The sequence below is a fragment of the Spartinivicinus marinus genome (assembly GCF_026309355.1).
GTDB classification, from domain to species: Bacteria; Pseudomonadota; Gammaproteobacteria; order Pseudomonadales; family Zooshikellaceae; genus Spartinivicinus; species Spartinivicinus marinus.
Window position 1 is genome coordinate 4326911 of the sequence record NZ_JAPJZK010000001.1, and the last position, 22682, is coordinate 4349592.

The 22682-nt window shown below is 42.4% G+C and carries 20 protein-coding genes; 8 read left to right on the forward strand and 12 right to left on the reverse strand.

Going from position 1 to position 22682, the window contains the following annotated elements; genetic code table 11:
• The first annotated feature begins 86 nt into the window (after positions 1-86).
• On the forward strand, positions 87-569 hold the full coding sequence (locus OQE68_RS19370; protein WP_180570642.1) for a YajQ family cyclic di-GMP-binding protein: 483 nt from the start codon (positions 87-89) through the stop codon (positions 567-569).
• A gap of 54 nt (positions 570-623) precedes the next feature.
• Here OQE68_RS19370 and OQE68_RS19375 read toward each other — a convergent pair whose 3' ends face one another.
• From OQE68_RS19375 to OQE68_RS19390, 4 genes are all read right to left on the reverse strand, one after another.
• On the reverse strand, positions 624-1637 hold the full coding sequence (locus tag OQE68_RS19375; RefSeq protein ID WP_180570641.1) for an ABC transporter permease: 1014 nt from the start codon (positions 1635-1637) through the stop codon (positions 624-626).
• Positions 1624-2520, reverse strand: coding sequence for an ABC transporter ATP-binding protein (locus OQE68_RS19380; protein ID WP_180570640.1), 897 nt, complete (start codon positions 2518-2520; stop codon positions 1624-1626). Before OQE68_RS19380 ends, OQE68_RS19375 begins: the two co-directional genes overlap by 14 nt.
• A gap of 29 nt (positions 2521-2549) precedes the next feature.
• The gene (locus OQE68_RS19385) at positions 2550-3965 is read right to left on the reverse strand and encodes an AmpG family muropeptide MFS transporter (protein WP_180570639.1); all 1416 of its coding nucleotides are present in this window, start codon (positions 3963-3965) and stop codon (positions 2550-2552) included.
• A gap of 99 nt (positions 3966-4064) precedes the next feature.
• Positions 4065-4376, reverse strand: coding sequence for an MGMT family protein (locus OQE68_RS19390; protein ID WP_180570638.1), 312 nt, complete (start codon positions 4374-4376; stop codon positions 4065-4067).
• Positions 4377-4433: 57 nt separating this feature from the next.
• Here OQE68_RS19390 and OQE68_RS19395 point away from each other — a divergent pair, with 57 nt between their 5' ends.
• Together OQE68_RS19395 and OQE68_RS19400 are read left to right on the forward strand one after the other, a co-directional pair.
• Complete coding sequence (locus OQE68_RS19395; RefSeq protein ID WP_180570637.1) at positions 4434-4649, forward strand: hypothetical protein; 216 nt, start codon at positions 4434-4436, stop codon at positions 4647-4649.
• 84 nt (positions 4650-4733) lie between these two features.
• Complete coding sequence (locus OQE68_RS19400) at positions 4734-5750, forward strand: DUF481 domain-containing protein (protein ID WP_180570636.1); 1017 nt, start codon at positions 4734-4736, stop codon at positions 5748-5750.
• Between the two features lie 217 nt (positions 5751-5967).
• On the opposite strand, the gene OQE68_RS19405 is transcribed toward OQE68_RS19400, so the two are convergent.
• Positions 5968-6729, reverse strand: a complete 762-nt coding sequence (locus OQE68_RS19405) for an SDR family oxidoreductase (protein ID WP_180570635.1) — start codon at positions 6727-6729, stop codon at positions 5968-5970.
• Positions 6730-6845: 116 nt separating this feature from the next.
• Between OQE68_RS19405 and OQE68_RS19410 the strand changes: the two genes are divergently transcribed.
• From OQE68_RS19410 to groL, 4 genes are all read left to right on the forward strand, one after another.
• Complete coding sequence (locus tag OQE68_RS19410; protein ID WP_180570634.1) at positions 6846-7547, forward strand: HugZ family pyridoxamine 5'-phosphate oxidase; 702 nt, start codon at positions 6846-6848, stop codon at positions 7545-7547.
• A 153-nt stretch (positions 7548-7700) separates the two neighbouring features.
• Entirely contained in the window at positions 7701-8168 is a 468-nt protein-coding gene (locus OQE68_RS19415) for an FxsA family protein (protein WP_180570633.1), read from the forward strand.
• A gap of 479 nt (positions 8169-8647) precedes the next feature.
• The gene (locus OQE68_RS19420; RefSeq protein ID WP_163832621.1) at positions 8648-8941 is read left to right on the forward strand and encodes a co-chaperone GroES; all 294 of its coding nucleotides are present in this window, start codon (positions 8648-8650) and stop codon (positions 8939-8941) included.
• 63 nt (positions 8942-9004) lie between these two features.
• Positions 9005-10642 carry a chaperonin GroEL gene (groL, locus tag OQE68_RS19425; RefSeq protein ID WP_180570632.1) on the forward strand — a complete coding sequence of 546 codons (1638 nt, stop codon included), beginning with the start codon at positions 9005-9007 and terminating at the stop codon, positions 10640-10642.
• Positions 10643-10732: 90 nt separating this feature from the next.
• On the opposite strand, the gene OQE68_RS19430 is transcribed toward groL, so the two are convergent.
• The 7 genes from OQE68_RS19430 to OQE68_RS19460 form a co-directional block, all read right to left on the reverse strand.
• Positions 10733-12358, reverse strand: a complete 1626-nt coding sequence (locus tag OQE68_RS19430; RefSeq protein ID WP_180570631.1) for a methyl-accepting chemotaxis protein — start codon at positions 12356-12358, stop codon at positions 10733-10735.
• A 321-nt stretch (positions 12359-12679) separates the two neighbouring features.
• A complete protein-coding gene (locus tag OQE68_RS19435) occupies positions 12680-13786 on the reverse strand; it encodes a DUF1513 domain-containing protein (protein ID WP_180570630.1) in 1107 nt (368 codons plus the stop codon).
• A 4-nt stretch (positions 13787-13790) separates the two neighbouring features.
• On the reverse strand, positions 13791-14873 hold the full coding sequence (locus OQE68_RS19440; RefSeq protein WP_180570629.1) for an imelysin family protein: 1083 nt from the start codon (positions 14871-14873) through the stop codon (positions 13791-13793).
• A gap of 16 nt (positions 14874-14889) precedes the next feature.
• Positions 14890-16311: a di-heme oxidoreductase family protein gene (locus tag OQE68_RS19445; RefSeq protein ID WP_255491022.1), complete on the reverse strand. Its 1422-nt coding sequence runs from the start codon at positions 16309-16311 to the stop codon at positions 14890-14892.
• Positions 16312-16621: 310 nt separating this feature from the next.
• Complete coding sequence (locus tag OQE68_RS19450; RefSeq protein WP_255491021.1) at positions 16622-17944, reverse strand: imelysin family protein; 1323 nt, start codon at positions 17942-17944, stop codon at positions 16622-16624.
• Between the two features lie 206 nt (positions 17945-18150).
• Positions 18151-20190, reverse strand: a complete 2040-nt coding sequence (locus tag OQE68_RS19455) for a putative bifunctional diguanylate cyclase/phosphodiesterase (protein ID WP_180570628.1) — start codon at positions 20188-20190, stop codon at positions 18151-18153.
• A 221-nt stretch (positions 20191-20411) separates the two neighbouring features.
• Entirely contained in the window at positions 20412-21263 is an 852-nt protein-coding gene (locus tag OQE68_RS19460) for a 6-pyruvoyl trahydropterin synthase family protein (RefSeq protein ID WP_180570627.1), read from the reverse strand.
• A gap of 131 nt (positions 21264-21394) precedes the next feature.
• On the opposite strand from OQE68_RS19460, the gene bioA reads away from it, so the two are divergent.
• On the forward strand, positions 21395-22681 hold the full coding sequence (gene bioA / locus OQE68_RS19465) for an adenosylmethionine--8-amino-7-oxononanoate transaminase (protein WP_180570626.1): 1287 nt from the start codon (positions 21395-21397) through the stop codon (positions 22679-22681).
• Position 22682: the final 1 nt, after the last annotated feature.

A 22682-nucleotide genomic window follows, 5' to 3' on the forward strand; every position in this document is an offset into this window, starting at 1 on the left:
CCACCTCTCTTCACTCGTCGTATCAGAAGACACTACACTAGCCGTTTCTGAAATAGCGTTAATTAATTATAGTGCTGGGAGAGTTTATGCCTTCTTTTGACATCGTTTCTGAAGTGGATAGCCACGAGTTAACCAATGCGGTTGATCAAGCCAATCGTGAGCTGGAAACCCGTTATGACTTTCGTGGAATAGAAGCCAGCTTCAGTTTAACGGAGAAACAGATTCAGCTGACAGCAGAGGCTGATTTTCAGTTACAGCAAATGCTGGAAATGCTGAAAGGCAAGCTAATTAAGCGAGGGATTGATGTAAAGTGCTTGGACATAGCCGATTTTTACGGCTCAGGGAAGTTAGTCAAGCAAGAGGCAACTGTACGAGAAGGGTTGGACAAAGAGCTTGCCAAAAAAGTTGTTAAGTTGATCAAAGATGCAAAACTGAAAGTACAAGCGGCAGTGCAAGGAGATAAAGTCAGGGTTACAGGTAAAAAGCGTGATGATTTACAGTCAGCGATTGCCTTGCTGAAAGAAACCACTCTAGATATGCCGCTACAATACAATAACTTTCGTGACTAGTTGATTGGTGAGGGGAGGTTGTTGCTGCAACGACCTCCTAACAGTTCGTGGTGGTTAATTACGTTCCCAGCGAAAAAAACTGGCAGCAATTACCAAGCAAACAACAGTAAATATTGCCATAATCAGTAAGTGATTGCTGATATCAACCAGGCTGGCTCCATTAATCATAATCTCCCGCGATGCAGTGACCATATGATTTAAAGGCATTAGGTTGGCTATAAGTTGTAAGGTTTGTGTAGCATCATCTAAGGAAAACCAAACACCTGATAAAAACATCATGGGCCAGGCAATAGCATTTAAAATACCGTCGGCAACCTCTTCTGTACTAATGCGAGAGGCGATAATGAGCCCCATGGCAATCATGCTGGCGCCACCTGTCAACAATACGACAAGTAAGTCAATCAGGCTGCCAAGCATTAAAAAGTCGATTGTTAAATAACAGCCCAGGTAGAGAGTTAAACTAATCAACAGGATGATAACTAGCCGAGAGCAAGCTTGGGCGGTAATAAATTGCAGTGCTGACAAGGGGGTGGCTTTAAGACGTTTTAATACGCCATTTTTGCGGTAGCGAACAATTACAAAACCTACGCCGTATAAAGCACTGAACATAATGTTCATGCCAAGTATGCCTGGCATCACCCAGTCCACATAACGAATTTCGCGACCTGTCACTGTTTGCTTGGTTGCATTCACTGCTTGCTGTAGTAGTAGCTGTTCCATGAAATAGCCACCAGTTGAGTCGCTATTAATCCAATATTTTACCTGTGTGGACGCAGCTTTGATTAACAGATCCAATTGATGGTATTTGACCCGATCAATCGCTTGCTGCTGGTCATGATAATAAACAAATTCAATAAACTTAAGGTGTTTAAGAGGGTTTAACTGCTCTGTAGACTTGCCTACAACACCTACTTTATATTGCTGACGTTGGCTATCTGATAAGGCGAAGTTAAAACCAATGACTAATAGAAACGGCATGATTAGCGACCAAGACCAAGCCGCTTTATCACGATAAAACTCTTTAGTTCGAGCAATAAATATAGCAATAAAAGGTTTAAGATTTAGCATCTTGCAAGTGATGGCCGGTTAGCTTTAAAAATAAATCTTCTAAATTGTGTCTTCTGATACTTAACCCCGCCAGGTTAATGTTCTCGGCTAATAACTGGCTGATCAGTTTTGTGACTTCGTTTGTTGTAAACACAATTTTGTCATTACTTATCTGGGCTTTGGCAAAAGACTTGAGTGGTAAGGCAGTTGTAATATTGTCACGAGGGATACTAATATGAACACTGGAAAAATGCTTTTGCAGTAATGTGGCAGGTGTTCCTTGTTCAATAATATTGCCCTGATCAATAATAATTAGCTCATCACACAGTGCTTCAGCTTCATCCATGTAGTGTGTGGTTAGCAATACAGTTTTACCTTGCTGCTTAATTTTTTCAATTAATTGCCAAAATTGCCTTCTGGCTTTTGGGTCTAGCCCCGTAGTGGGCTCGTCAAGAAATATCAAGTCAGGGTCATTTAAAATGCTAAGTGCTAATAGTAAACGCTGTCGTTGGCCTCCTGATAATTTAGTGGCATAGCGGTTTAAAATATCACTTAGATTACATAGTTCAATCACTGTAGCGAGTGGTAGAGTGTGGCGATAAAAGTTGGCAAATAGCTTCAGAATTTCCTGTGTTGTTAAGTAATCCATTAAGGCTGTGGCTTGAAACTGAATACCAATGCGTTGTTTGAAGTTATTGTTCCGTTGTTTGCCAGCAAAAAGTATGTTACCTGCGGTAGGCTTGGTAATGCCTTCAATCATTTCAATGGTGGTAGTTTTGCCAGCACCATTAGGTCCGAGCAAGCCAAAGCAAATACCTTGAGGAATAGCAAAGCTGATATGGTCAACGGCTAATACCCCAGGGTATTGTTTAGTAAGATCCTTTACCTCAAGAATATATGACATGTCCTTTTTAGAGGCACCCTCATGCTGTTTTAGGGTATGGGTAGAGAGCTGTTGGCATCTCTGTCTTGCTTGTTAGTAGTATCAGGTGGTGCCACTTTACCTGCAATGACAACTAAAACGAGTACTGGGATACCTAAAATAGCAGTAAAGGTGAAGAAGTGGGAATAGCCAATTTGGTTAACGATCCAACCTGAGCCTCCGCCAATGAGTTTTGGAAATAGCAACATCAGTGAACTAAACAGTGCATATTGAGTTGCGGAAAACGACACATTCGTTAGGCTTGATAAGTAAGCAATAAATGCAACTTGAGCTAGCCCACTGCTTAAATTATCTAAGCTAATGGTAAAAATCAGAAAGCTGGTGTCATGTCCAATATGGGCCAATGCAGCAAATAGTAAATTGGTGACGGCAGACATAAAAGCACCAATAAATAGCACTTTGATCACACCAACATACTTAATAATAAAACCACCTAAAGCTGCACCAGCTAAGGTCATAATCACACCATAGACCTTTGATATTGTAGCTACTTCAGACTTAGTGAAGCCCATATCGACATAAAAAACGTTTGCGATGACCCCCATAACAATATCAGCAATACGATAACTGCCGATTAACAGCAAAATCACTACTGCTTGCCAGCCGTAGCGTTTAATAAAGTCCCAGATGGCGCTAACGAAAACAGTGATTATTTGTTTAAGCAACGAAGAGCCAGGTAAATAGCGGCTGATAAAAGCGTTACTTTTTTGTTCTAACTCAACCGTTGCCTGATCAACGGTGCGGACAGGCTCAGGCATTAATAATGTGGTTATAACGCCAATTAACATTAAACTGCCCATCACCAAATAAGTACTCTGCCAAGCGGTGTACTGATAACCTGTTAGATCTCCTGAAAACCAGGCAGCCAGTCCAAGTGTGCCGGCACCACCTGTAATAATGGCTACTCGATAGCCCCCAATATACATGGCAGCCATGGCTCCTTGTAATTCTGGCTCTGCCATTTCAATTCGATAAGCATCAATAACAATATCTTGAGTAGCCGCACTAAGTGCTGCGATTACCGCAAGTGTGGCCATTATTTCTAGAGGGAAGCCTGAGCTTGCTAAAGGGTTTTGCAAAGCCATTAAAAGAAAGCACGACAGAATGGTCAGTTGGCATAGCAATAACCAGCTACGGCGCTGGCCACACTTTTGGCCTAATGTCGGGATTGATAATTTATCTACAAGTGGAGACCACAAGAACTTAAAGGCGAACGCTAATCCTGTCAGGCTGAGCAAAGTGATTGATGCACGGTCGACGCCTGCCTCCCTTAGCCAGAAAGATAGAGAAGAGAAAATCAGCATAAAGGGCAGACCAGATGAAAAACCCAGAAGCAGCATGGTAATGACCCGGCGCTGGGTGTATATAGCCAGGGTGTCAAGGAGCTTTGATAAGGTTGCCTGCATATTTTTTACTCAAGTGAGAGTCTGCTAATTAGTTTCAACGGCTGTGCATATTGATAGTACTGAGTTTGTGAGCGCTTGTTAAGGTTGTGTAACCTGATATTATTCACCCTGCCATTGGAACCTTTGTAATGAAACTTTTTGGTTATCGAAGATAATACCTTCTGCTTCAAGCTTTTCTTTTTGTATTGAGAACTGCTTACTATCTCGCGGAAATGATAAGCAGCCTTTGCTATTAATTACCCGGTGCCAAGGTAGCCCAGAACCGTGTGGCAGTTGTTTTAGTACACTGCCCACCATCCGTGCATGATTAGGCAAACCAGCCATTCTGGCGACTTGGCCATAGGTAGCAACTCGGCCTTTAGGTATTAAACTAACGACTTGCCAAATGCGGGCATTTTTTGTTGGATCCATTGCTGCTTCTTTCAGTTGGTCGTAATAACTAGTGGCCGTAACAACTTATTGGTAGTCATGACTGAGGTAGTAGTGGTTAACATTGGTGACAATAACTGTGTTGATGATGCTGAAAAAATTAATTATTCAGGTTGCAATAAATTAGTTGAAGCAAATAAGCAGTTATTAGCCATAAACAGCTGCCATCATAGCGATGACAAACTTTTTATCAAATTGAATTATTCATTTATGCATGTATCTAACCGTACTCAGTTTTCTTTTAGTAAGTATTAATTATCAGTCAAACATATTTCAACCCGTGGTTACTAACTTAGTCAGTAACTGATGGCCTTATTAAGAAGTTTCTGTGATCGTATCATGTCAAGGTTAATAAAACAGATAGTCTATACCTGCCTTATATTTATCAGCGATTCTACGGTTGCTGATACCCTTACGCTCTCTAATGGCGATAAAGTTTCTGGAAAAATTAAGTATCTCGACCAAGAGATACTAGTGATTAAAACACCCTATGCCAATATTCAGCTGGACTGGACTAAGGTGAAAGCCATTAAGACCAAAAAGCCAATGACTATTGTGACTCGCTCTGGTGATGTGGTGCACGGCAAGCTGGCTAGTGATGGGGCGCTGTATCATGTCAAGCAAGCCGATGGTGAAGTAGTTGAGTTCGCTGCTTTAAATGGAATCAGCCAGCTTTATCCTAAAGAGGAAAAAGAAAAACCTTGGCGGTTTTCTGGAAAAACCTACGCATTTATTGAGTTAAAAGATGGAAATACAGAGTCAGAAGAACTGAATTTTGATGCTGATTTAAGTTTTGTTCATGGTGTTCATCGTCATAATCTAGGATTAGAAACTGATCGTACGACTAAAAAGGAGCATGTAGTAGAAGATAAGCTACAGGCAGATTATAGCTATGACTACTTTTACAACCAGCACTGGTACTTTACTACCAACCTAGGCTATGAAGAGGATGGGATCAAAGAACTGAATGAGCGACTTTCGGCTGGTATTGGTTTGGGTTATGAATTCTTCAATACACCATTACACAGGCTTTCTGTTGAAGGTGGTATTAACCATATTCGAGAAAAGTATCGGGATGAAGGGGTGAAAGAATTCGAGGTGTTCCGCTGGGCGCTCGATTACAACAAGGAAATGATATTTTTTGATAAGCTATCATTCTTCCACAATCACGAAATGTTTATCCCTAAAGAATCAAGTAAGAACTTCCGCTTCGAAAGTGAAACTGGATTTGAATACAGGCTACCTTATAATATTTCAACAGTACTGCAATATGAGTACGACTACGATAACTACCCAGCAGAGGGTAAGCATAAGAAAGACAGTACCTTCTCCTTTGGGGTAGGTTATAAGTGGTAATACTCTTCGCTGTGAGTATTATTCGAGCCAGCTAGGTCATTAACGTTGATCAGAGTAGAGTGTAATTTGTGGAGTAAAGGGCGTCTTTAAAAATAGTAATTTTTTCGTGAGAGCAAGGCAGCACCGCACGGAGGGCCGCAGTGTATAAATAATACATGAGGACCTGAGTACGGTGCTAACGCAGCTATCGCGGAAAAAGAACATTTTTGGAGCTGCCCTAAAGGCGGAAGGCGCCGTCTACTTCTACCACTCTCCCCGAAAAATAATCATTCTGTAGAATAAACTCAGCCGCTTGTGCAATTTCATCAGGAGCACCCATCCGACCTAAAGGGATTTGCGATGTCATGCGTTCTAATGCTTCTGGCTTCATGCTAGCGGTCATTTCAGTACCAATAAAACCTGGTGCAATGGCTGCGCAACGAATACCGTGTCGTGCCAGTTCTTTTGCCCAAGTAACAGTTAAGGCAACTGCACCGGCTTTGGCTGCGGCATAGTTGGTTTGACCAATATTGCCTGCTCGAGCAATGCTGGAAATGTTGATAATGACGCCAGGTTGCTGCTTTTCAATCATTTTTGCTGCACATTCACGACCACATAAAAACAGCCCAGTCAGATTAACATCAATAACGCTTTGCCATTCTGCCAAACTCATTTTATTGACGATTTGGCCGTCTTTGACTTTCACTAACATGCGGTCCCGTAACACTCCGGCATTATTGATGAGGACATCGACCCTTCCAAACTGTTGACTCACTTGCTCAAATAAGTTTTCAACGGATGTTTCATCTGCCACATTAGCTATAAACGAGTGAGCTTTTGCCCCAAGTGATTGGCAGTAATTAACCGCTTCTAGCAATTTATCTTCATTAAGGTCTACTAATGCCAAGTGTGCGTGCTGTTTGGCAAAGCGTTCGGCCATGGCCCGGCCAAGCCCTTGAGCAGCTCCAGTAATGACAATCACTTTATTGGTAATATCCATTTAGTGGCTCCTAAGTAATCTGATTTAAGCTGGTAGTAGTAGCTTATTTAGGTGAGAATGATTATTATTTTCTGGCAACTCTTCGTTTATTATTGGTAATACCATTGGTTAGAAAAATGAGCAAAAAAGAGCAAGCAGCTTTAGCTGCACGACAGTTGTTACTAAACCAATATCATGGTGTTTTGGCTACTCAATCACTTTCATTACCAGGCTATCCGTTTGGTTCGGTAGTGCCTTATTGCTTGGATGGCAAAGGGAATTTAGTGATGCTGATCAGTCGCATTGCTCAGCATACAAAAAATATAGAGGCTGATAATAAAGTGTCGCTAACAGTAACGGAAGCCGATATTGATGATATTCAAACTGGAGCCAGACTCACTTGGGTGGGCGATGCTTATCAGGTAAATGATCCATTACTGGCTGAGCGTTACTATGCATTTTTCCCTCAGGCCAGAGGCTATCACCAAACGCACGACTTTGATTTTTATGTGATTGAGCTGGTTCGTGCTCGTTTTATTGGTGGGTTTGGCGAAATTTATTGGTTAGAGCCAGAGCTGCTAGTCAAGTCGAACCCTTTCTTCGGTGAGGTTGAGCAGGGGATGGTACAACACATGAATCAGGATCATACTAAAGCTATGATAACCTATTGCCAAAAGGCTAGTATTCAGTTGCCAGATGGCGTAACTCCTCAGATGGCAGGGATTGATAGCGAAGGGTTTAACTTGCGAGTCGCAGACAAAGTGATACGGCTTGCTTTTCATGAAGTGGCCGAAACACCTCAGCAAGTGAGAAAGCAGTTAGTCGCTATGGCCGGTTGATGAATCGCTTATATGATTTATTACATGTAAGGGGGTTGAAAATAACTGAATTTGCCTTCATCTTTATAAGGACATGAAGGCTTTGTTAGCAAAAAGTATGTTATGAAGGGGTGATCTCACTTCTTTATCAGTGTGCTTTAGGAGATTAAAACCATGCGCCCCTTACTAATGTTGTTTATTGTTGTCCCCATTGTTGAAATGTTTGTGCTGATTAAAGTGGGGGAAGTGATTGGTGCATGGTTAACCATCGGTTTAGTGTTACTAACAGCGGTGATTGGATTGCAGTTGCTGCGTCAGCAAGGCCTGTCAACACTGATGCATGCTCAGCAAAAAATGCAGCAGGGGCAAATACCAGCAAAGGAAATGGCTGAAGGTATTATACTGGCCGTTGGAGGGGCTTTATTACTCACGCCAGGTTTTGTTACTGATGCCCTTGGCTTTTGCTGTTTACTCCCTTTTACCCGTCACTGGCTGATTAAGCAGGCAATTAAGAAGGGTTTTAAAGTGCATAATATGCATACTTCAGCTCACTTTACCGCAGAAGCATCTTCTCATCGCGACCCTCATATTATCGATGGAGAATTTAAGCGAGAAGATGACTGGCATAAACTAAACAAATAACAACGAGTACAAATACTCTATGGGATAGAGTCAATGGCATAAAGTATTTATATGTCGTACTACATCTGACCACTACTTACTAGTGGGGGCTACCTACTGTAACCATTATCCGTTACCTTCAGCACTGCTCGTAGGTGATACCTTCATGAGCATTTCAGCGCTATCACACTTAAAAATACTACTTGAGTAGTTAGTCGATTAACTCTCTTGGTAGAAAAAAATTTAAAAAAATTTGTTGAAAGGTGTTGAAAAGTTTTTGGAGCAACCCCATCTTCCTTCACACAAAAGTTTGATGTCAGTCATAGAATGGTCTGCCTTCCAGTTGTAGGCGTAATCTACTGATGACTGGATCAATTTAGCTGCTTTCTTAAGGCTGCTTTCTTAAGGAATGCTGCATAGCAATAAGCTGATTATGCTGTGCTGATTTATACGATAGTTGAGCAACACTCGGCGAATTGAAAAACATTGGAGAGTGATCAATGAAAATCCGTCCATTACACGATCGCGTTGTCGTACGTCGTCAAGAAGAAGAAACCACTACTTCTGGCGGCATTGTGTTACCAGGTACTGCTGCTGAAAAGCCTAACCAAGGTGAAGTTGTTGCTATTGGTGAAGGCAGAGTTTTAGATAACGGCGAAGTACGTCCATTAAGTGTTAAAGTTGGCGACAAGGTCGTTTTTGGTCAGTACGCTGGAAGCAACACAGTAAAAATTGACGGCGAAGAGCTGATCATCATGAATGAAAGCGAAATTTATGGTGTGTTGGAAGGCTAAGCCTTTTTAATTTATTTCTCGCTTTCTTAAACAGATAATTTAGTTCAAAGTAAGGATATTAACATGGCAAAAGAAGTCGTTTTCAGTGATGACGCCCGTCAGCGCATGTTGCTAGGTGTTAACCAATTAGCAGATGCAGTTAAAGCTACCTTAGGGCCAAAAGGTCGTAATGTAATTATTGAAAAATCTTTCGGTGCGCCAACCATTACAAAAGATGGTGTTTCTGTTGCGAAAGAAATCGAACTGAAAGACAAGTTCGAAAACATGGGCGCGCAAATGGTTAAAGAAGTCGCGTCTCAAGCGAATGATAAAGCGGGTGACGGTACTACGACTGCTACAGTATTAGCCCAGGCTATCGTTAATGAGGGTTTGAAGTCTGTTGCTGCAGGCATGAACCCAATGGACCTGAAGCGTGGCATCGACAAAGCTGTTATTGCTGTTGTTGAAAAACTACAAGCCGCTGCAACTCCATGCGAAACCTCAAAGTCTATTGCTCAAGTAGGTACTATTTCTGCTAACGCTGATGAGCAAGTAGGTGAAATCATTGCTCAAGCAATGGAAAAAGTAGGTAAAGAAGGTGTAATCACTGTAGAAGAAGGCAGTGGTTTAGAGAACGAACTAGACGTTGTTGAAGGTATGCAGTTCGACCGTGGCTACCTGTCACCTTACTTCATCAACAACCAAGAAAGCATGAGTGCTGAGCTGGAAAGCCCATACATTCTGTTGGTTGACAAGAAGATCTCTAACATCCGCGATCTGTTACCAGTGCTAGAAGCTGTTGCTAAAGCATCTAAGCCACTGTTAATTATTGCTGAAGATGTTGAAGGCGAAGCATTAGCAACACTGGTTGTTAACAACATGCGCGGTATCGTTAAAGTCGCTGCTGTTAAAGCGCCTGGTTTTGGTGATCGCCGTAAGGCTATGCTACAAGATATCGCTATCCTGACTGGCGGAACCGTTATTTCTGAAGAAGTAGGCTTGTCTTTAGAAGGCGCTACTTTGGATGATCTTGGCCAAGCTAAGCGTATCACTATCACTAAAGAAGATACTACTGTTGTTGATGGTGCTGGCGCTGCTGCTGATATTCAAGCGCGTGTTGAGCAAATTCGTGCTGAAATTGAGCAATCTACTTCTGACTATGACAAAGAAAAACTGCAAGAGCGTGTTGCTAAGCTTGCGGGTGGTGTTGCGGTCATCAAAGTAGGTGCTGGCTCTGAAGTAGAAATGAAAGAGAAGAAAGCGCGTGTTGAAGATGCGTTACACGCTACTCGTGCAGCAGTAGAAGAAGGTGTTGTTGCGGGTGGTGGTGTTGCACTGATTCGTGCTTTACAAGATATCTCAGTGCAAGGTGATAACGAAGATCAGAACCAAGGTATTGCCTTAGCTCTACGTGCTTTAGAGTCTCCAATTCGCCAAATCGCTGAAAATGCGGGTGATGAAGGCTCTGTAGTGGTAGACAAAGTTAAGCAAGGCGAAGGTAGCTTTGGTTACAACGCGGCAACGGGTGAGTACGGCGATATGATCGAAATGGGTATCCTTGACCCAGCTAAAGTGACTCGTGCTGCACTACAAGCAGCGGCTTCTATTGCTGGTCTAATGATCACTACTGAAGCCATGGTTGCTGAAATTCCAGAAGAAAAAGCTGCTCCTGATATGGGCGGCATGGGCGGCGGCATGGGTGGAATGGGCGGCATGATGTAATGCCGGCTGTTTTGCCTCGCTAGCCTCTCTGGTAGCTAAAAAAACCCCTCAACTGAGGGGTTTTTGTTTTGAGGAAACCAAAAAAGATATTTATTGGCCTAGCTTATTAACAATTTTCTCTAGCTCATTGGCCAAGTCTTCTAAGGCTGCACTGGTTTGAGCGGTTTTTTCTGCTTGATCGCTGTTGGAAGAAGCAATGGTGGTGATTTCATGAATATTTTGAGTGATATCTTCTGCCACTGACGTCTGCTCTTCTGCTGCAGTGGCAATTTGATGATTCATATCGCGAATTTCTTCAACTGCTTGAGTAATATTTTTTAGCGCAGTGCCTGCCTGGGACACTCTTTCTACGCCAAGGTCTGTTTGCGTTTTGCCTCGCTCAATGGCTTCAACCGCATGGTGAGCACCTACCTGTACATTTTCAATAATGCCTTGTATTTCAGCGGTTGATTGTTGAGTACGCTGGGCCAATGTCCTTACTTCATCAGCCACCACAGCAAAGCCCCGACCTTGATCTCCTGCTCTAGCAGCCTCAATTGCTGCATTAAGTGCTAACAAATTAGTTTGCTCTGCTATACCGCGAATAACGTCTAATACAGTACCAATGCTTTTAGTGTCTTCTTCCAGCTTTTGGATGACCTCTGAAGCATTGGCGATTTCCTGCGACATACTTTCAATGGTTTTAATGGTGCCTTCCATTACCGTCATGCTTTCCTGGGCTGATTCATCCGCTTGGCTGGCAGCACTAGCAGCACCTTGGGCATGCTCTGCCACCTCATTTGCTGTAGCGGTCATTTGATTCATTGCTGTGGCGACTTGATCTGTTCTGGAGTGTTGTTCCTGAATGCCTTTATTGATTCCAGAAGAAATTTGCACTAGCTCTGAGGAAGAAAAAGATAAACTGCTTAACGCATCTTTTAGGTTGGTCACAGTCGTTTTCAGGGAAAATTGAAGCTGGTTGGCTGCACTGGCAAGCCTGCCAAGCTCATCTTCACGATCAAGCTCTAATACGTTAGTAAGTTCACCCTGGCTAACATTGCTGATATGGTCGATTATTTGTCTGGTTGGTTTTACCAGGAAGTGATGCAACATTAAGCTTAAGGCAACACCAACAATCACTAAAATAACTACCATGGAAGAGGTCGCCACTAAACTGACTTTATTACTGTCTGCTTTTGCAGTAGCGGCTTCTTCGGCGGCTATTGTAGATAAACGTGCAGCAGCCTCTTCTAATAATTTTGATGGTTCTCGATCAACACCACTGACACTTTTATCACCTTTACTGATATCAAATTTGGATTGAACAAAGGTATCTTTTCCTTGGCGGTATTTTTTAGTCATTTCCTGGTATGTAGTATTGAATTTTTCGAGGGTGTTGAGAGTTTCTTTATCCTTAACATTTTGTTGAAGCGTTGCTAGCATGCCTTTAATTTTTTTTTCTTGATCTTCAAAACGCCCCCAGTATTTATTGAGTTGGCTAGCATCACTACCGCGAATTAAAACATTTTTCCATTCTTGAACCTGTCGCTTAAACTCAAGGTTAATTTGAGTAATGGTAAGTGCGTTATTAAATTCTTGATTAAGTAACGTTTGATGTTGATCAACAGTATGACTAAATCTTAGAAAACCCCATTCGGAAACAGCAAATATTAGGATAAGCCCCACAATAAATAATGAGAAAATTTTGACTACCAAGCTTTGCTTTAGCCACTCCATTACAACACCTCAATAGCTAAACGCTTCTTTCCGACAGAGTGAATCACTAAGTTGCTAACAGGTTTAAGTGTAGATGAAAGCTGACGTTTTTTTACAATTGAGTGACTAAAATTTAGCACCTAGTGAGGCTGTCGCAAAACTTAGAGGATATGGAGTGGCAGGGTGTTCTGTAGCTGAGACAGGGATGTCGCTTTAGCTCTTAATGGGCTATGGAAGGCCCTTCAAGAGCGGCAAAAGAATACCCTGTTATTCTATATCGGACACTAGACTTATTTTCAACCCCCTTTTGCGACACCTCAGTAGGGAAGGAGGCATTTAGTATCAGATAGTTGCAAGTGCCAAGTGGTTGTCCCAAGCGATATCTGCAAAACGTTGTTGAGTCATTGGTGTCATTGAGCCTTGGTGGCATTTTATTGTATGCAAGTGCCCAAGTCCGGTCGTAATAGCACAGTGATTTTTGCTTATTGCAACTGCCCCAGCAGCATCTGCCACATTAAGGATGCTGCCTAACTTGCCAGTGCTCAGCTGCCAGCTCATTATCTGATTAGCTCGAGGACAAGTAATAACGACAGTATCAGCATGATCAAGAATACAGACGCTAGCCGTATATTGGTTCATTTGCAGCCAGGCTAGTTCATCTCCAGCAAGTGGGGTTAGGGGGCGACCTTGAGCAAACTGGCTAGCAACTAAAGGCTCAATATCTGACTGGTCACCCTGATATTGCATACCCGCAACGACCTGGCCTTGTTGAGAAATAGCTAAATGACGGATACTCAGTTGGTGATGAACAAAGGATTGTTGATCAACCAGTTTGCCTGTTTCAATGCTGATATGACTCAAGTTGGGGGTCATACTATCCAGGTTGAGCTTTTTCCTACCACTGTTCGGGTGAGTTAATATGCCTCCATTCGCGACCACCAGCGTTTGTCCATCGGGATGTAGCACTATCTCATGGGGGCCAATACCACCACTGGCTATTTCATCTAGGCGAGTAAAATCCTGGGTATCATAAATACCAATAACGCCAGTGCCATGTTGCCAATTATTTTCTGTGCAATATAGCTGTTTGCCATCCCGGCTAAATGTGCCGTGCCCGTAAAAGTGCCGTTTAGCAGCTGCTTTTATAGTGGTGAGTAATTTACCCTGTTGCCAGTCAATAATGTGTATCTGCTGGCCTGGTCGACGGTCAAACACAGCTGCGAGTGGTTGACTAGGGTGACAGCTGACTGCATGGGCTCTGGCTGGTAAAGGTAGTTGCCATAGTGGTTTGTTAGCTGTTGTTGAAAAAGCAGCAATGCCGTATTGGCCTGTTTGATTCTTATAAGCACTCATTAAGAGTGGGGGAGAAGCCTGCGCCCAATTAAGCTGGCTGACGGCTAAGCCGGTACTGCCAGCAACAAGGCTGACCAGAAACTGTCGCCGATTCATGTCATTAATCTCCATCATTAGCGTTAAAACTAATGATTACCCCTAACTTGTCGGGTAATTGTTGGCTGAATAGCTGTTTTAATTGCTTTAAGCTTTGGGCCAGTTGAGTTGTTTGCTCTAATTGCTGGTGTTTTAATAAAACAAAAAGTGACTGTTTAAATTGACCAAGCAGTTTAAAGGTAAAGTTAAATTGTTGATCGATTTTCTCTGCTAATAAATTGCCTTGTTTTTTCTCTAATAGCAGAGGTTTTAGTTGAACCTGATAAAGTTGTTTGATGCTAATCAAATTGTGTTTAATATTTTCGATTGAATGCTGACTACGCCAGGACTCTGAAAAATAAGGATTGGCTTTTTGTTTGCCAAGTGGCATAACCAGCTTTTTATGGCTACGTTCAATAAGCGTAGCCATGCCATTAAGCAGCTGGCTGATACTCTCTTCGACAGTTGGTTTATTAGTAGCAGTTTCAGTTTGCCAGCTTTTTTCAAGCTGCTGAGCATTTGCAAATAAATTAGCACTGATACTGGCCAGCATTTGGCAGCGTTGGGGATTGTTAATGACCTGTTGAGTAGTCTTAAGCTGAGGATCAAACAACAAGTACTCAGCAGCACTTAACCCTTGTACCAACACACTGGATGTTTTAACTGTTTCTGTAGCAATTGTACTCGGTTGAGAGTGAGCTGCTAAAAAACCTTCTACTTTTCGCTTGATCAGGTTTTTTTTATCAGGCCAGAACTGAAACCGCCAAGCCATATTACCCTGTTGTACTGGACCAAAATTAATCACTTCGGCAATCATCCAGCTATTCATCAACTGTCGCCAGTGATTTTGTACAACGGTGAACTTTGCTGTAGAAGGTGATTGGCATAGTTCTAAAGATGACTGCTGGAAGTAACGGGCTGCGTTGGTCAGTTGCTGATAAAACCCTGACACTTGTTGATGTACACTTAGTGCTGCTGGAGGTGGTGAATCGGCCGAAGCCACATTGCTCAGCCAGTAGCTGTTACTAGCGGCAATGAGCAATGTTGTTAGGAGTGTTGTTAGGAGGTAGGTTTTATTTAAGATAGTGGAAAGTTGCTTAAAGTTCATGTCGGCATCTTAAAAATCACAGTGAATTGAGAAAGGCTAGTAAAGCTTGGCGGTCTTGTTTAGCCATGTTGAGGACACGTTGTTTCGCTGCTTCTGCTTCACCGCCATGCCAAAGAATGGCTTCCATTAGATTGCGGGCGCGTCCATCATGAAGCAAGTAGGTGTGGCCATTGACTTGTTGGATAAGTCCAATACCCCACAAGGGTGCAGTTCGCCACTCTTTGCCATTGGCCAGAAACTCAGGACGATTATCGGCAAGCCCCTCGCCCATATCGTGTACTAACAAGTCGGTATAGGGGTGAATAACTTGATTGGACTGCTCAGGCTGTTCTTTAAGTGTGGGCGTTTTAAACTGAGTGATATGACAGTTGTCGCATTGGGCTTGTTGAAATAGTTTTTCACCTTGTTGTACCTGAGGATCATCCAGGTTACGACGAGCAGGGACCGCTAGGTTTTGTGTGTAAAACTCCACAAATTTAAGAATTTTATCTTCTACTTCTGGGTTACCGCCAGTTGCTGCCTTTTGACAAGCTGCTTGTTTAGGGGTGCAATCAGTGGCTGGAAATAAGTTGGAAGTAATCCCAATATCACCATTAAAAGCAGCAGCATTTTGTTGCATTAAGGATGGCTGGCCTGCTTTCCAGCCAAACCGGCCTAAGGTTGTTTGCTGTTTAGTTTTATCCCAGACCTGGTTGGCTTTGCCTGAAATACCATCGTTATTACGATCATCGGGGTCAGCATTGACTAAAATGTCTGTTTCAGCGATGGCTTCTAATAAGCCTAAACCAATCATTGGGGGAGCTACTCGGACAGAGAACAATGCGTCTTTTTGCATGGGACCATAATTAAGCCCAGTTATGGTTAAGTTAGGTTTTCGTAGCGTGACAGTTTCTCCATCGGCAAACTTAACAGTAATGGGTGTATATTTAATATTCACCTTACCTTCTTCTGGTACCCCTGGTACCCCAAAATCTTGTAGTTGGCCACCGTAGGTTGGCTCGGGTATGATTCCTGAATAAACCCGCTGTTGTTTTTCTTCTGAGGTTTTAGCTGGCACGCTTAATCTGACTAGTAAGGAGACCGCATTATCGCTTGGGCTTTCTGGTGGGTGACCGCGCCCATCTTTGATATGACAGTTCTGACAGCCATTCGTATTAAAAACAGGGCCCAAACCGTCACGTGCCGTTGTTGTTGCAGGAGCTATGACCCAAGGGTTGCGAAAAAAACTGTTGCCAACGCTAAAATCTAGCTTACGACTTAATGGCATGTTGGCTGAAGGAAGGGAGAAAGCATTATGTGTGGTATTAAATACAGTGGCAGCACCGCCAGAGAGTGCTTTGGTTTTTTGTGCTTCAGTGGGTTCATTGCCTGCAAATACCGGTAATACAAAAAAACAGGCAACTACTGTTGTGGGTCGTTTCCCCATAGGCTTAATCATCAAAAACTTCCTAAAAATAAAACAGGATAATGGTGTATGTCGTAACAACGCCTATGAGTGCGTTTTATGTTCTATATTTACGTTATTATGTTTTTTTAGATACTATCTAGCAGGTTATCGTAAAAATAAGTGGATATGGAGTGACAGGGGATTCTGTAGCTGCGACATGGCAGTCGCTTTAGCGCTTGATGGGCCATGGAGGCCCTTCAAGCGCGGAGGAAGAATTGCCTGTTATTCCATATCGGACATAGACTTATTTTCAATATCCTTTCGAGAGAGTCTAACAGGATACTATGTAAGTAATTATCAATTAATTAAACTCATGATCTGCGGTATCAGGGCTTAGATTACTAACACCGATTAAAACAGCAGCCATTTCAATTGCAGCGGTTTCTGCCACTAACGCTTTAATTGCATTTTGTGGAATTTGATTCGCTTTTTTGTTATTGGAAGCAATTAACTGATCAAATGCGACGCCCTTTTTAGCTGAATCAACCATAGCCTGAAGAGCTTGCTCTGTTTTATTAAATGAGCTGGCAATGGTTTTTGCTTTATTAGCATCTTTTTGTTTAACTAAGTCAGCCAGGCTTGGGCCTGATAATACAGAGCCATCAACTCGCTTGTATTCGCCGAAATAAATATTTTTAACCCCCTTACCATTGTAATAGTGAGAGTAATGCGTGTTATCACTGAAACAGTCGTGTTCATCTTCTGGAGAGTTAGCTTCCAATGCGACTTTAATTCTTTCGCCTGCTAATTCACCTAGTGCTAAGCTGCCCATCCCAAACAGCATTTTACGTAAGCCATCTTCTGGTTTTTCACTCAGCAGCTGTTGGCGATAATTATTGGCAACAGTTGGTGACCACTGTTTAACCATTTCTTCTAAGTCGTTGATCAATAGTTCAGCCGCTGCTTTCAGATAAGCGGCACGACGTTCACAACTTCCGTTGGTACAGGCTTTACCTGCTGCATAATCAGTGGCGGGGCGTTTACCTGCACCAGGGTTAGTGCCGTTTAAATCTTGACCCCATAATAAAAATTCAATGGCGTGGTAACCACTGGCTACGTTAGCTTCTGAACCACCTAGTTCATTTAAGTCGGCCAATAATTTAGGTGTTAATTTACTTACATCTAATGAATTATTACCTAACTTCAGGGTAGTGTTAGCAATGATATTGGCTTTGGCTCCTTCATTACCTAATTCATGCTCATAACTGGCATCAACATAATCAATTAAGCCTTCATCTAGTGGCCATGCATTTACTTGGCCTTCCCAGTCGTCAACGATGGCATTACCAAAACGAAATACTTCAGTTTGCTGATAGGGAACTCTTGCTGCAATCCAGGCTTCTTTAGCTTTAGCTAGGTTGGCTTCAGTAGGAGCTTGAAGGAATGCTTCAATGGTTTTTTGTAAAGCTTTAGCTGTCGTTAAGCCATCGGAATAATTAGCATAGGCGATATCTGCGTAATGTTTAACCACAGCAGCTGGTGTTACTTGAGTGTTAGCTACCGCTGATGATGATACAGTTGATACGGCAGTTGTCTGCGTTTGTTCAGCACCAGCGTAACTAACCAGAGCCATGCTGGCAAAAGCACAAGCGAATAAATTTCGAGTAAAACCTGTTGATTGCATTGACATCCACTCCTAACGCTTATCTTAGTAATAAGATTGGAGAGTATAATGATAATGTTTATCGTTTAAAAGTAAGAAATGACTTTACTGTAATTGGTTAACAATATCTTATTGGATAATAAATAAAGTGTTGTTTATTACTAGGTGTTTTACTGATGAGGTGTTTTTAGCAAAAAAAGTCTAATGAGGGTTGGCTTCAATGTGGGCTAAGCTGCTTTGTAGTTTTTTTTTATGAATTGTTGAAACTGCTCTTCAGAAACGGGTTTACTGTAATAATAACCCTGACCTTCCTGACAGCCTTGCTCTATGATGTAGGCTTCTTGCTCAACGGTTTCTACCCCTTCTGCAATAACGCTTAAATTTAAACTTTTACTTAATTGAATGATGGCTCTAACGATAGTAGCGTTTTCTTCATCTTCCAATACATCTTGAACAAAGCTTTTATCGATCTTGATTTTGTCGAAGGGAAGTTTCTTTAGATAGCTGAGAGATGAGTAGCCAGTTCCAAAGTCATCGATGGCGATCATCACGCCTGATCGTTTGATACTGTTGAGTTTGGCGGCAGCCATAGAAAGGTCTTCCATAATACCCGTTTCAGTCACTTCCAGCTCTAGGCAGTGGGGAGGGATGCTGTTTTTTTGAATAGTATCTGCAATTAAGGATTCAATTTTCTCATGACGAAGTTGTACTGCAGAGAGGTTGACGGCGATACGAAAGTCATCAAACCCTTGTTGATGCCAGTTATTGAGTTGGTGACAGGCTTGGTTTAGCACCCATTCACCGATATCGATGATGGTGTTGCTCTTCTCTGCTAGGGGGATAAATAAGTCTGGGGAAATAAACCCTTTGTCTGGGTGAATCCAGCGAATTAAGGCCTCTGCACCAGCGACTCGTCCAGTTAAGTAAGACACTTGAGGCTGGTAAACCAGGTGGAGTTCTTCATTTTCCAGCGCTTTTTGCAAGTCTTTTTCAAGCTGGCGACGCACCCGCATTTCTGTATCAACACTGGCAATATAAAATTGAAAGCGGTTTTGGCTGCGGGTTTTTGCCAATGTCATGGTTTGTTCGGCTTTTTGCAACAATTTTTCAGGGTTATTGCCGTCTTCGGGGTAAAGGGTGATGCCCATCGTTGAGCGAATGGAGATGGGAATATTGTTGATGACAAAGGGTTCTTCTAAGTCACTAAGCACTTGTTGGGCTAGCTCGGCTGCCTCATAGGGCTGGTCAATTTCGTCTTGGATAATGGCAAATTGGTCACCTCCTAATCGTCCAACTGCTTTAACTTTATGGTGTTGATTTCTGAGCCGATCGGCAAGGGCCATCAGAATATGATCCCCTACTTTATAGGTAAACTGCTCATTCACGCCTTTAAAGTCATCAATACCACAACAGAGTACAGCGACTGACTTGTTATGAGTGCTGGCATCTTGAAGAATTTGTTGTAATTCCTTTTGTAGCATGACTCGATTAGGTAGGCCGGTTAAAAAGTCATATTGGGCCAGCCTGAGCACATGGGCTTCCGCTTTTTGTCGTTTTGTATTATTACGGTCAATAGAATCCAACAACTGGTTGGCTGTTTGAATCCATAGGCCTAGCTCATTGTTTTCATTGCCTGGCAACATCGGGATTTTTTTTTGGCCAGGCTGGTCAGGATTAATTCTTGATAAGTTGTCGATAATGCGGGTTAGGGGTTTGGTGAGCAGCCAGGTATAAATTAAATAAAGCACCGTGGCCATAGCAAAGGCTCGCAATAAACCAGATGTAAAAATTATGATTGAGCGATTGACAAACTCTGAGCCACTCCGAGCAGTATCGATAGTAATTACTAAGTCACCGTAATATTCACTGTAAGGAAGGCGACCAAACAAGTTCACTTTATAAGTACGTTCTTGATTAAAAATTTTGTCAGTGAGCCAGCGATAAGGGGTGTCTATGAGAGGGCGGCTTTTTTCAGCCAGCATGGGTTCGTCTGGGTGTCCAATAGCGGCATAGCGAATAGAATTGTTCTCAAATAAGCCTTCAACTACTTGAGAAGCCATTTCCTTGTCTAAGCTGTATACCGCCTGAATAGCGGGATCTCTGACCATAGCTAGCATCGCATAGGCAGAGGTATCGATGGCTTCATCGGCGCTATAGGCGTCGTATACAATTTGAGCAAAACTTAATACAAGTCCAACCAAGCATGCGGACAGTAAAACGACCCGCAACAGTTTGACTGATAACCTGTTCTGTTTAGCTATAGCCAAATTGACTTCCCCAGGTTATAAGGTCTATAAGTGCTTTTACCCTACCAGTATGAGAAATGTTTTAATATTCGTCAAAAATGTTTTTTATTCGGGATGGAAATAAATAGCTTTTTTTTGAGTGGGTGATAAATGTTGTGAATATTTGGTCTGTTAATGTATAGCTAAAAAGTGCAAACAGTAACAGACCATGGGTTGATTTGAGATTTTTTAGTTGCAGAATATTAAAGTTCTGCTATAGCACCTTTTTTAAATCCTTCAAATGCTTGAACAGTAATTTTATCATTTGGATAAGCAGTTTTAATTGTGTTTGCCATATGTTGCGCAATCAGTTCAACAGTGCTGTCAGAGTCAATTAGATAACAATGGGGTTGGCTGATAATTAGTTCAAAATAACCCTGCTGGGCTGTATAAGCAAACTTAAAATAAGCCATATCATTGTCAATAAATTCGCCTGTGATGTCTTCTTTGGTCCCAATATAAATATCACGAAACTGGTTGGCATAATCTGCTTCCAGTAGCGGGTCTGGTTCGCCATTACGATAAATATTAATAGCAGAGCGGTGTCCATGGGCAATCCGCTGGCAACACCCTTTGTGTTTTTTTAAACCATGACTGTAATGATAAAATGGGCCGTTAATTATCTCTGGATATAACCTTAAAGTAATATTTTCAACATTGTCGGGTAATACCTGTTTTAAATGCTGCTCTATCACAGGGGTGATAGTCGAGGGGGATATTTCACTGGCGTCAATGGTGATAATAGCGCTGCTTGGTGCATCGCAAATAATTTTGCCACGATTTTCTGTCGATAGGGCAACATTCATTCGTCCATGTTCAGCAGCAATATTGATCGCTGGGTGAGTACCCGGCACCAATAATTTATGATCTACAAAGTCATCAATTGTTTGTTTAATGGTCTTTTTTACCTGACCAAAATCAAACACCATTCCTTCTTCATTGAGCTGGCCATCAAGGATAACATCGACCAACCAGCTTTCACCAACTAGACCACGAGTAGCGCAGTAGTAGGAAAAGTCGATAACCGTTAGTTGCTTAACAAATAAAGCAGGCATTTTACTTCCTTCTCAGGGAACACTTTGGTGTCTATTGTACTGCCGTAATGCAGACATCGCCATTTTGTGAAAAACTAGTGCCGCACTCTAATATAATGCAGCACGAGTCACTTTTACTGAGAGCATGTTTTATGGCCGATACCGTAACAGTTGAAGATCTGGAGTTTGATCGCCAGCATATCTGGCACCCGTATACCTCAATAACGAATTGCTATGAAATGTATCCTGTTACTGGCGCTGAAGGAGTTCGGCTTACCTTGGCTGATGGGCGTCAGCTAATTGATGGTATGGCTTCCTGGTGGTCAGCCATTCACGGCTATAACCACCCAGAGCTAAATGAAGCATTACAGCGGCAACTAGGGAAAATGGCGCATGTTATGTTTGGAGGGATTACTCACCCGCCAGCCATTCGCCTTGCAAGACAGCTGTTGGACGTTACCCCAGCACTTCTCCAGCAAGTCTTTTTCGCCGATTCTGGTTCGGTATCTGTAGAAGTGGCCATCAAAATGGCGATTCAATACTGGGTGGCTACCGGTAAACCAGCTAAAAAAAGACTGCTAACCGTAAAAAAAGGCTATCACGGTGATACCTTTGCGCCAATGTCTGTTTGTGACCCGGAAGGTATGCATGAAGTCTTTTCGGGCATGTTACTTGATAACGTCTTTGTTGAAGCACCGCAGTGTGGTTTTCATGATGACTGGCAAGAAGAGCATATTGCTGAGTTTAAAGTGGCTTTAGATAAGCACCATCAGGCCATTGCTGCGGTTATTTTAGAGCCCATTGTGCAGAATGCAGGGGGAATGCGCTTTTATTCTCCCGCTTATTTAAAACGGGTTAGAGAGCTATGTGATGATTATCAGGTACTGCTAATTCTGGATGAAATTGCGACGGGGTTTGGTCGAACTGGTAAGTTATTCGCTTGTGAGTATGCAGATATTAGCCCTGATATTATGTGTGTTGGTAAGGCGTTGACGGGCGGTTATATGACTTTAGCTGCTACCTTATGTACCCAGCAGGTGGCGCATACTATCTCTAATCAGGGGGTGTTGATGCATGGCCCAACGTTTATGGCAAATCCATTAGCTTGCTCTGTTGCATCAGCAAGTTTGGAGTTATTGCAAGCGGGGCACTGGAAAGCGCAAGTGGAACAATTGTCTATCACGATGGAAGCCTGCTTAGCCCCTTGCCGTGAACTTGCAAATGTGGCTGATGTCAGGGTGTTAGGTGCTATAGGTGTAGTAGAACTGAAACAGCCCGTTGATATGAAAACTATCCAGCCTTTGTTTGTTAATGAAGGGGTTTGGGTTCGTCCTTTCGGTAAACTGATTTATATTATGCCGCCTTATGTAATGGAACAAGAAGACTGTCAGTTGTTATGTAAGGCAATTTACCAAGTCATTACAAAAATAAAAAATTGAG

Excerpts from the sequence above, each read along its gene's own strand:
- OQE68_RS19380 (WP_180570640.1), bottom strand. The coding sequence starts at position 2,520 with ATGTCATATATTCTTGAGGTAAAGGATCTTACTAAACAATACCCTGGG.
- OQE68_RS19420 (WP_163832621.1), top strand. The coding sequence starts at position 8,648 with ATGAAAATCCGTCCATTACACGATCGCGTTGTCGTACGTCGTCAAGAA.
- OQE68_RS19410 (WP_180570634.1), top strand. The coding sequence starts at position 6,846 with ATGAGCAAAAAAGAGCAAGCAGCTTTAGCTGCACGACAGTTGTTACTA.
- groL (WP_180570632.1), top strand. The coding sequence starts at position 9,005 with ATGGCAAAAGAAGTCGTTTTCAGTGATGACGCCCGTCAGCGCATGTTG.
- OQE68_RS19445 (WP_255491022.1), bottom strand. The coding sequence starts at position 16,311 with ATGATTAAGCCTATGGGGAAACGACCCACAACAGTAGTTGCCTGTTTT.
- OQE68_RS19450 (WP_255491021.1), bottom strand. The coding sequence starts at position 17,944 with ATGCAATCAACAGGTTTTACTCGAAATTTATTCGCTTGTGCTTTTGCC.
- OQE68_RS19370 (WP_180570642.1), top strand. The coding sequence starts at position 87 with ATGCCTTCTTTTGACATCGTTTCTGAAGTGGATAGCCACGAGTTAACC.
- OQE68_RS19400 (WP_180570636.1), top strand. The coding sequence starts at position 4,734 with ATGTCAAGGTTAATAAAACAGATAGTCTATACCTGCCTTATATTTATC.
- OQE68_RS19415 (WP_180570633.1), top strand. The coding sequence starts at position 7,701 with ATGCGCCCCTTACTAATGTTGTTTATTGTTGTCCCCATTGTTGAAATG.
- OQE68_RS19405 (WP_180570635.1), bottom strand. The coding sequence starts at position 6,729 with ATGGATATTACCAATAAAGTGATTGTCATTACTGGAGCTGCTCAAGGG.
- OQE68_RS19440 (WP_180570629.1), bottom strand. The coding sequence starts at position 14,873 with ATGAACTTTAAGCAACTTTCCACTATCTTAAATAAAACCTACCTCCTA.
- OQE68_RS19395 (WP_180570637.1), top strand. The coding sequence starts at position 4,434 with ATGACTGAGGTAGTAGTGGTTAACATTGGTGACAATAACTGTGTTGAT.
- OQE68_RS19390 (WP_180570638.1), bottom strand. The coding sequence starts at position 4,376 with ATGGATCCAACAAAAAATGCCCGCATTTGGCAAGTCGTTAGTTTAATA.
- OQE68_RS19375 (WP_180570641.1), bottom strand. The coding sequence starts at position 1,637 with ATGCTAAATCTTAAACCTTTTATTGCTATATTTATTGCTCGAACTAAA.
- bioA (WP_180570626.1), top strand. The coding sequence starts at position 21,395 with ATGGCCGATACCGTAACAGTTGAAGATCTGGAGTTTGATCGCCAGCAT.
- OQE68_RS19460 (WP_180570627.1), bottom strand. The coding sequence starts at position 21,263 with ATGCCTGCTTTATTTGTTAAGCAACTAACGGTTATCGACTTTTCCTAC.
- OQE68_RS19430 (WP_180570631.1), bottom strand. The coding sequence starts at position 12,358 with ATGGAGTGGCTAAAGCAAAGCTTGGTAGTCAAAATTTTCTCATTATTT.
- OQE68_RS19385 (WP_180570639.1), bottom strand. The coding sequence starts at position 3,965 with ATGCAGGCAACCTTATCAAAGCTCCTTGACACCCTGGCTATATACACC.
- OQE68_RS19435 (WP_180570630.1), bottom strand. The coding sequence starts at position 13,786 with ATGAATCGGCGACAGTTTCTGGTCAGCCTTGTTGCTGGCAGTACCGGC.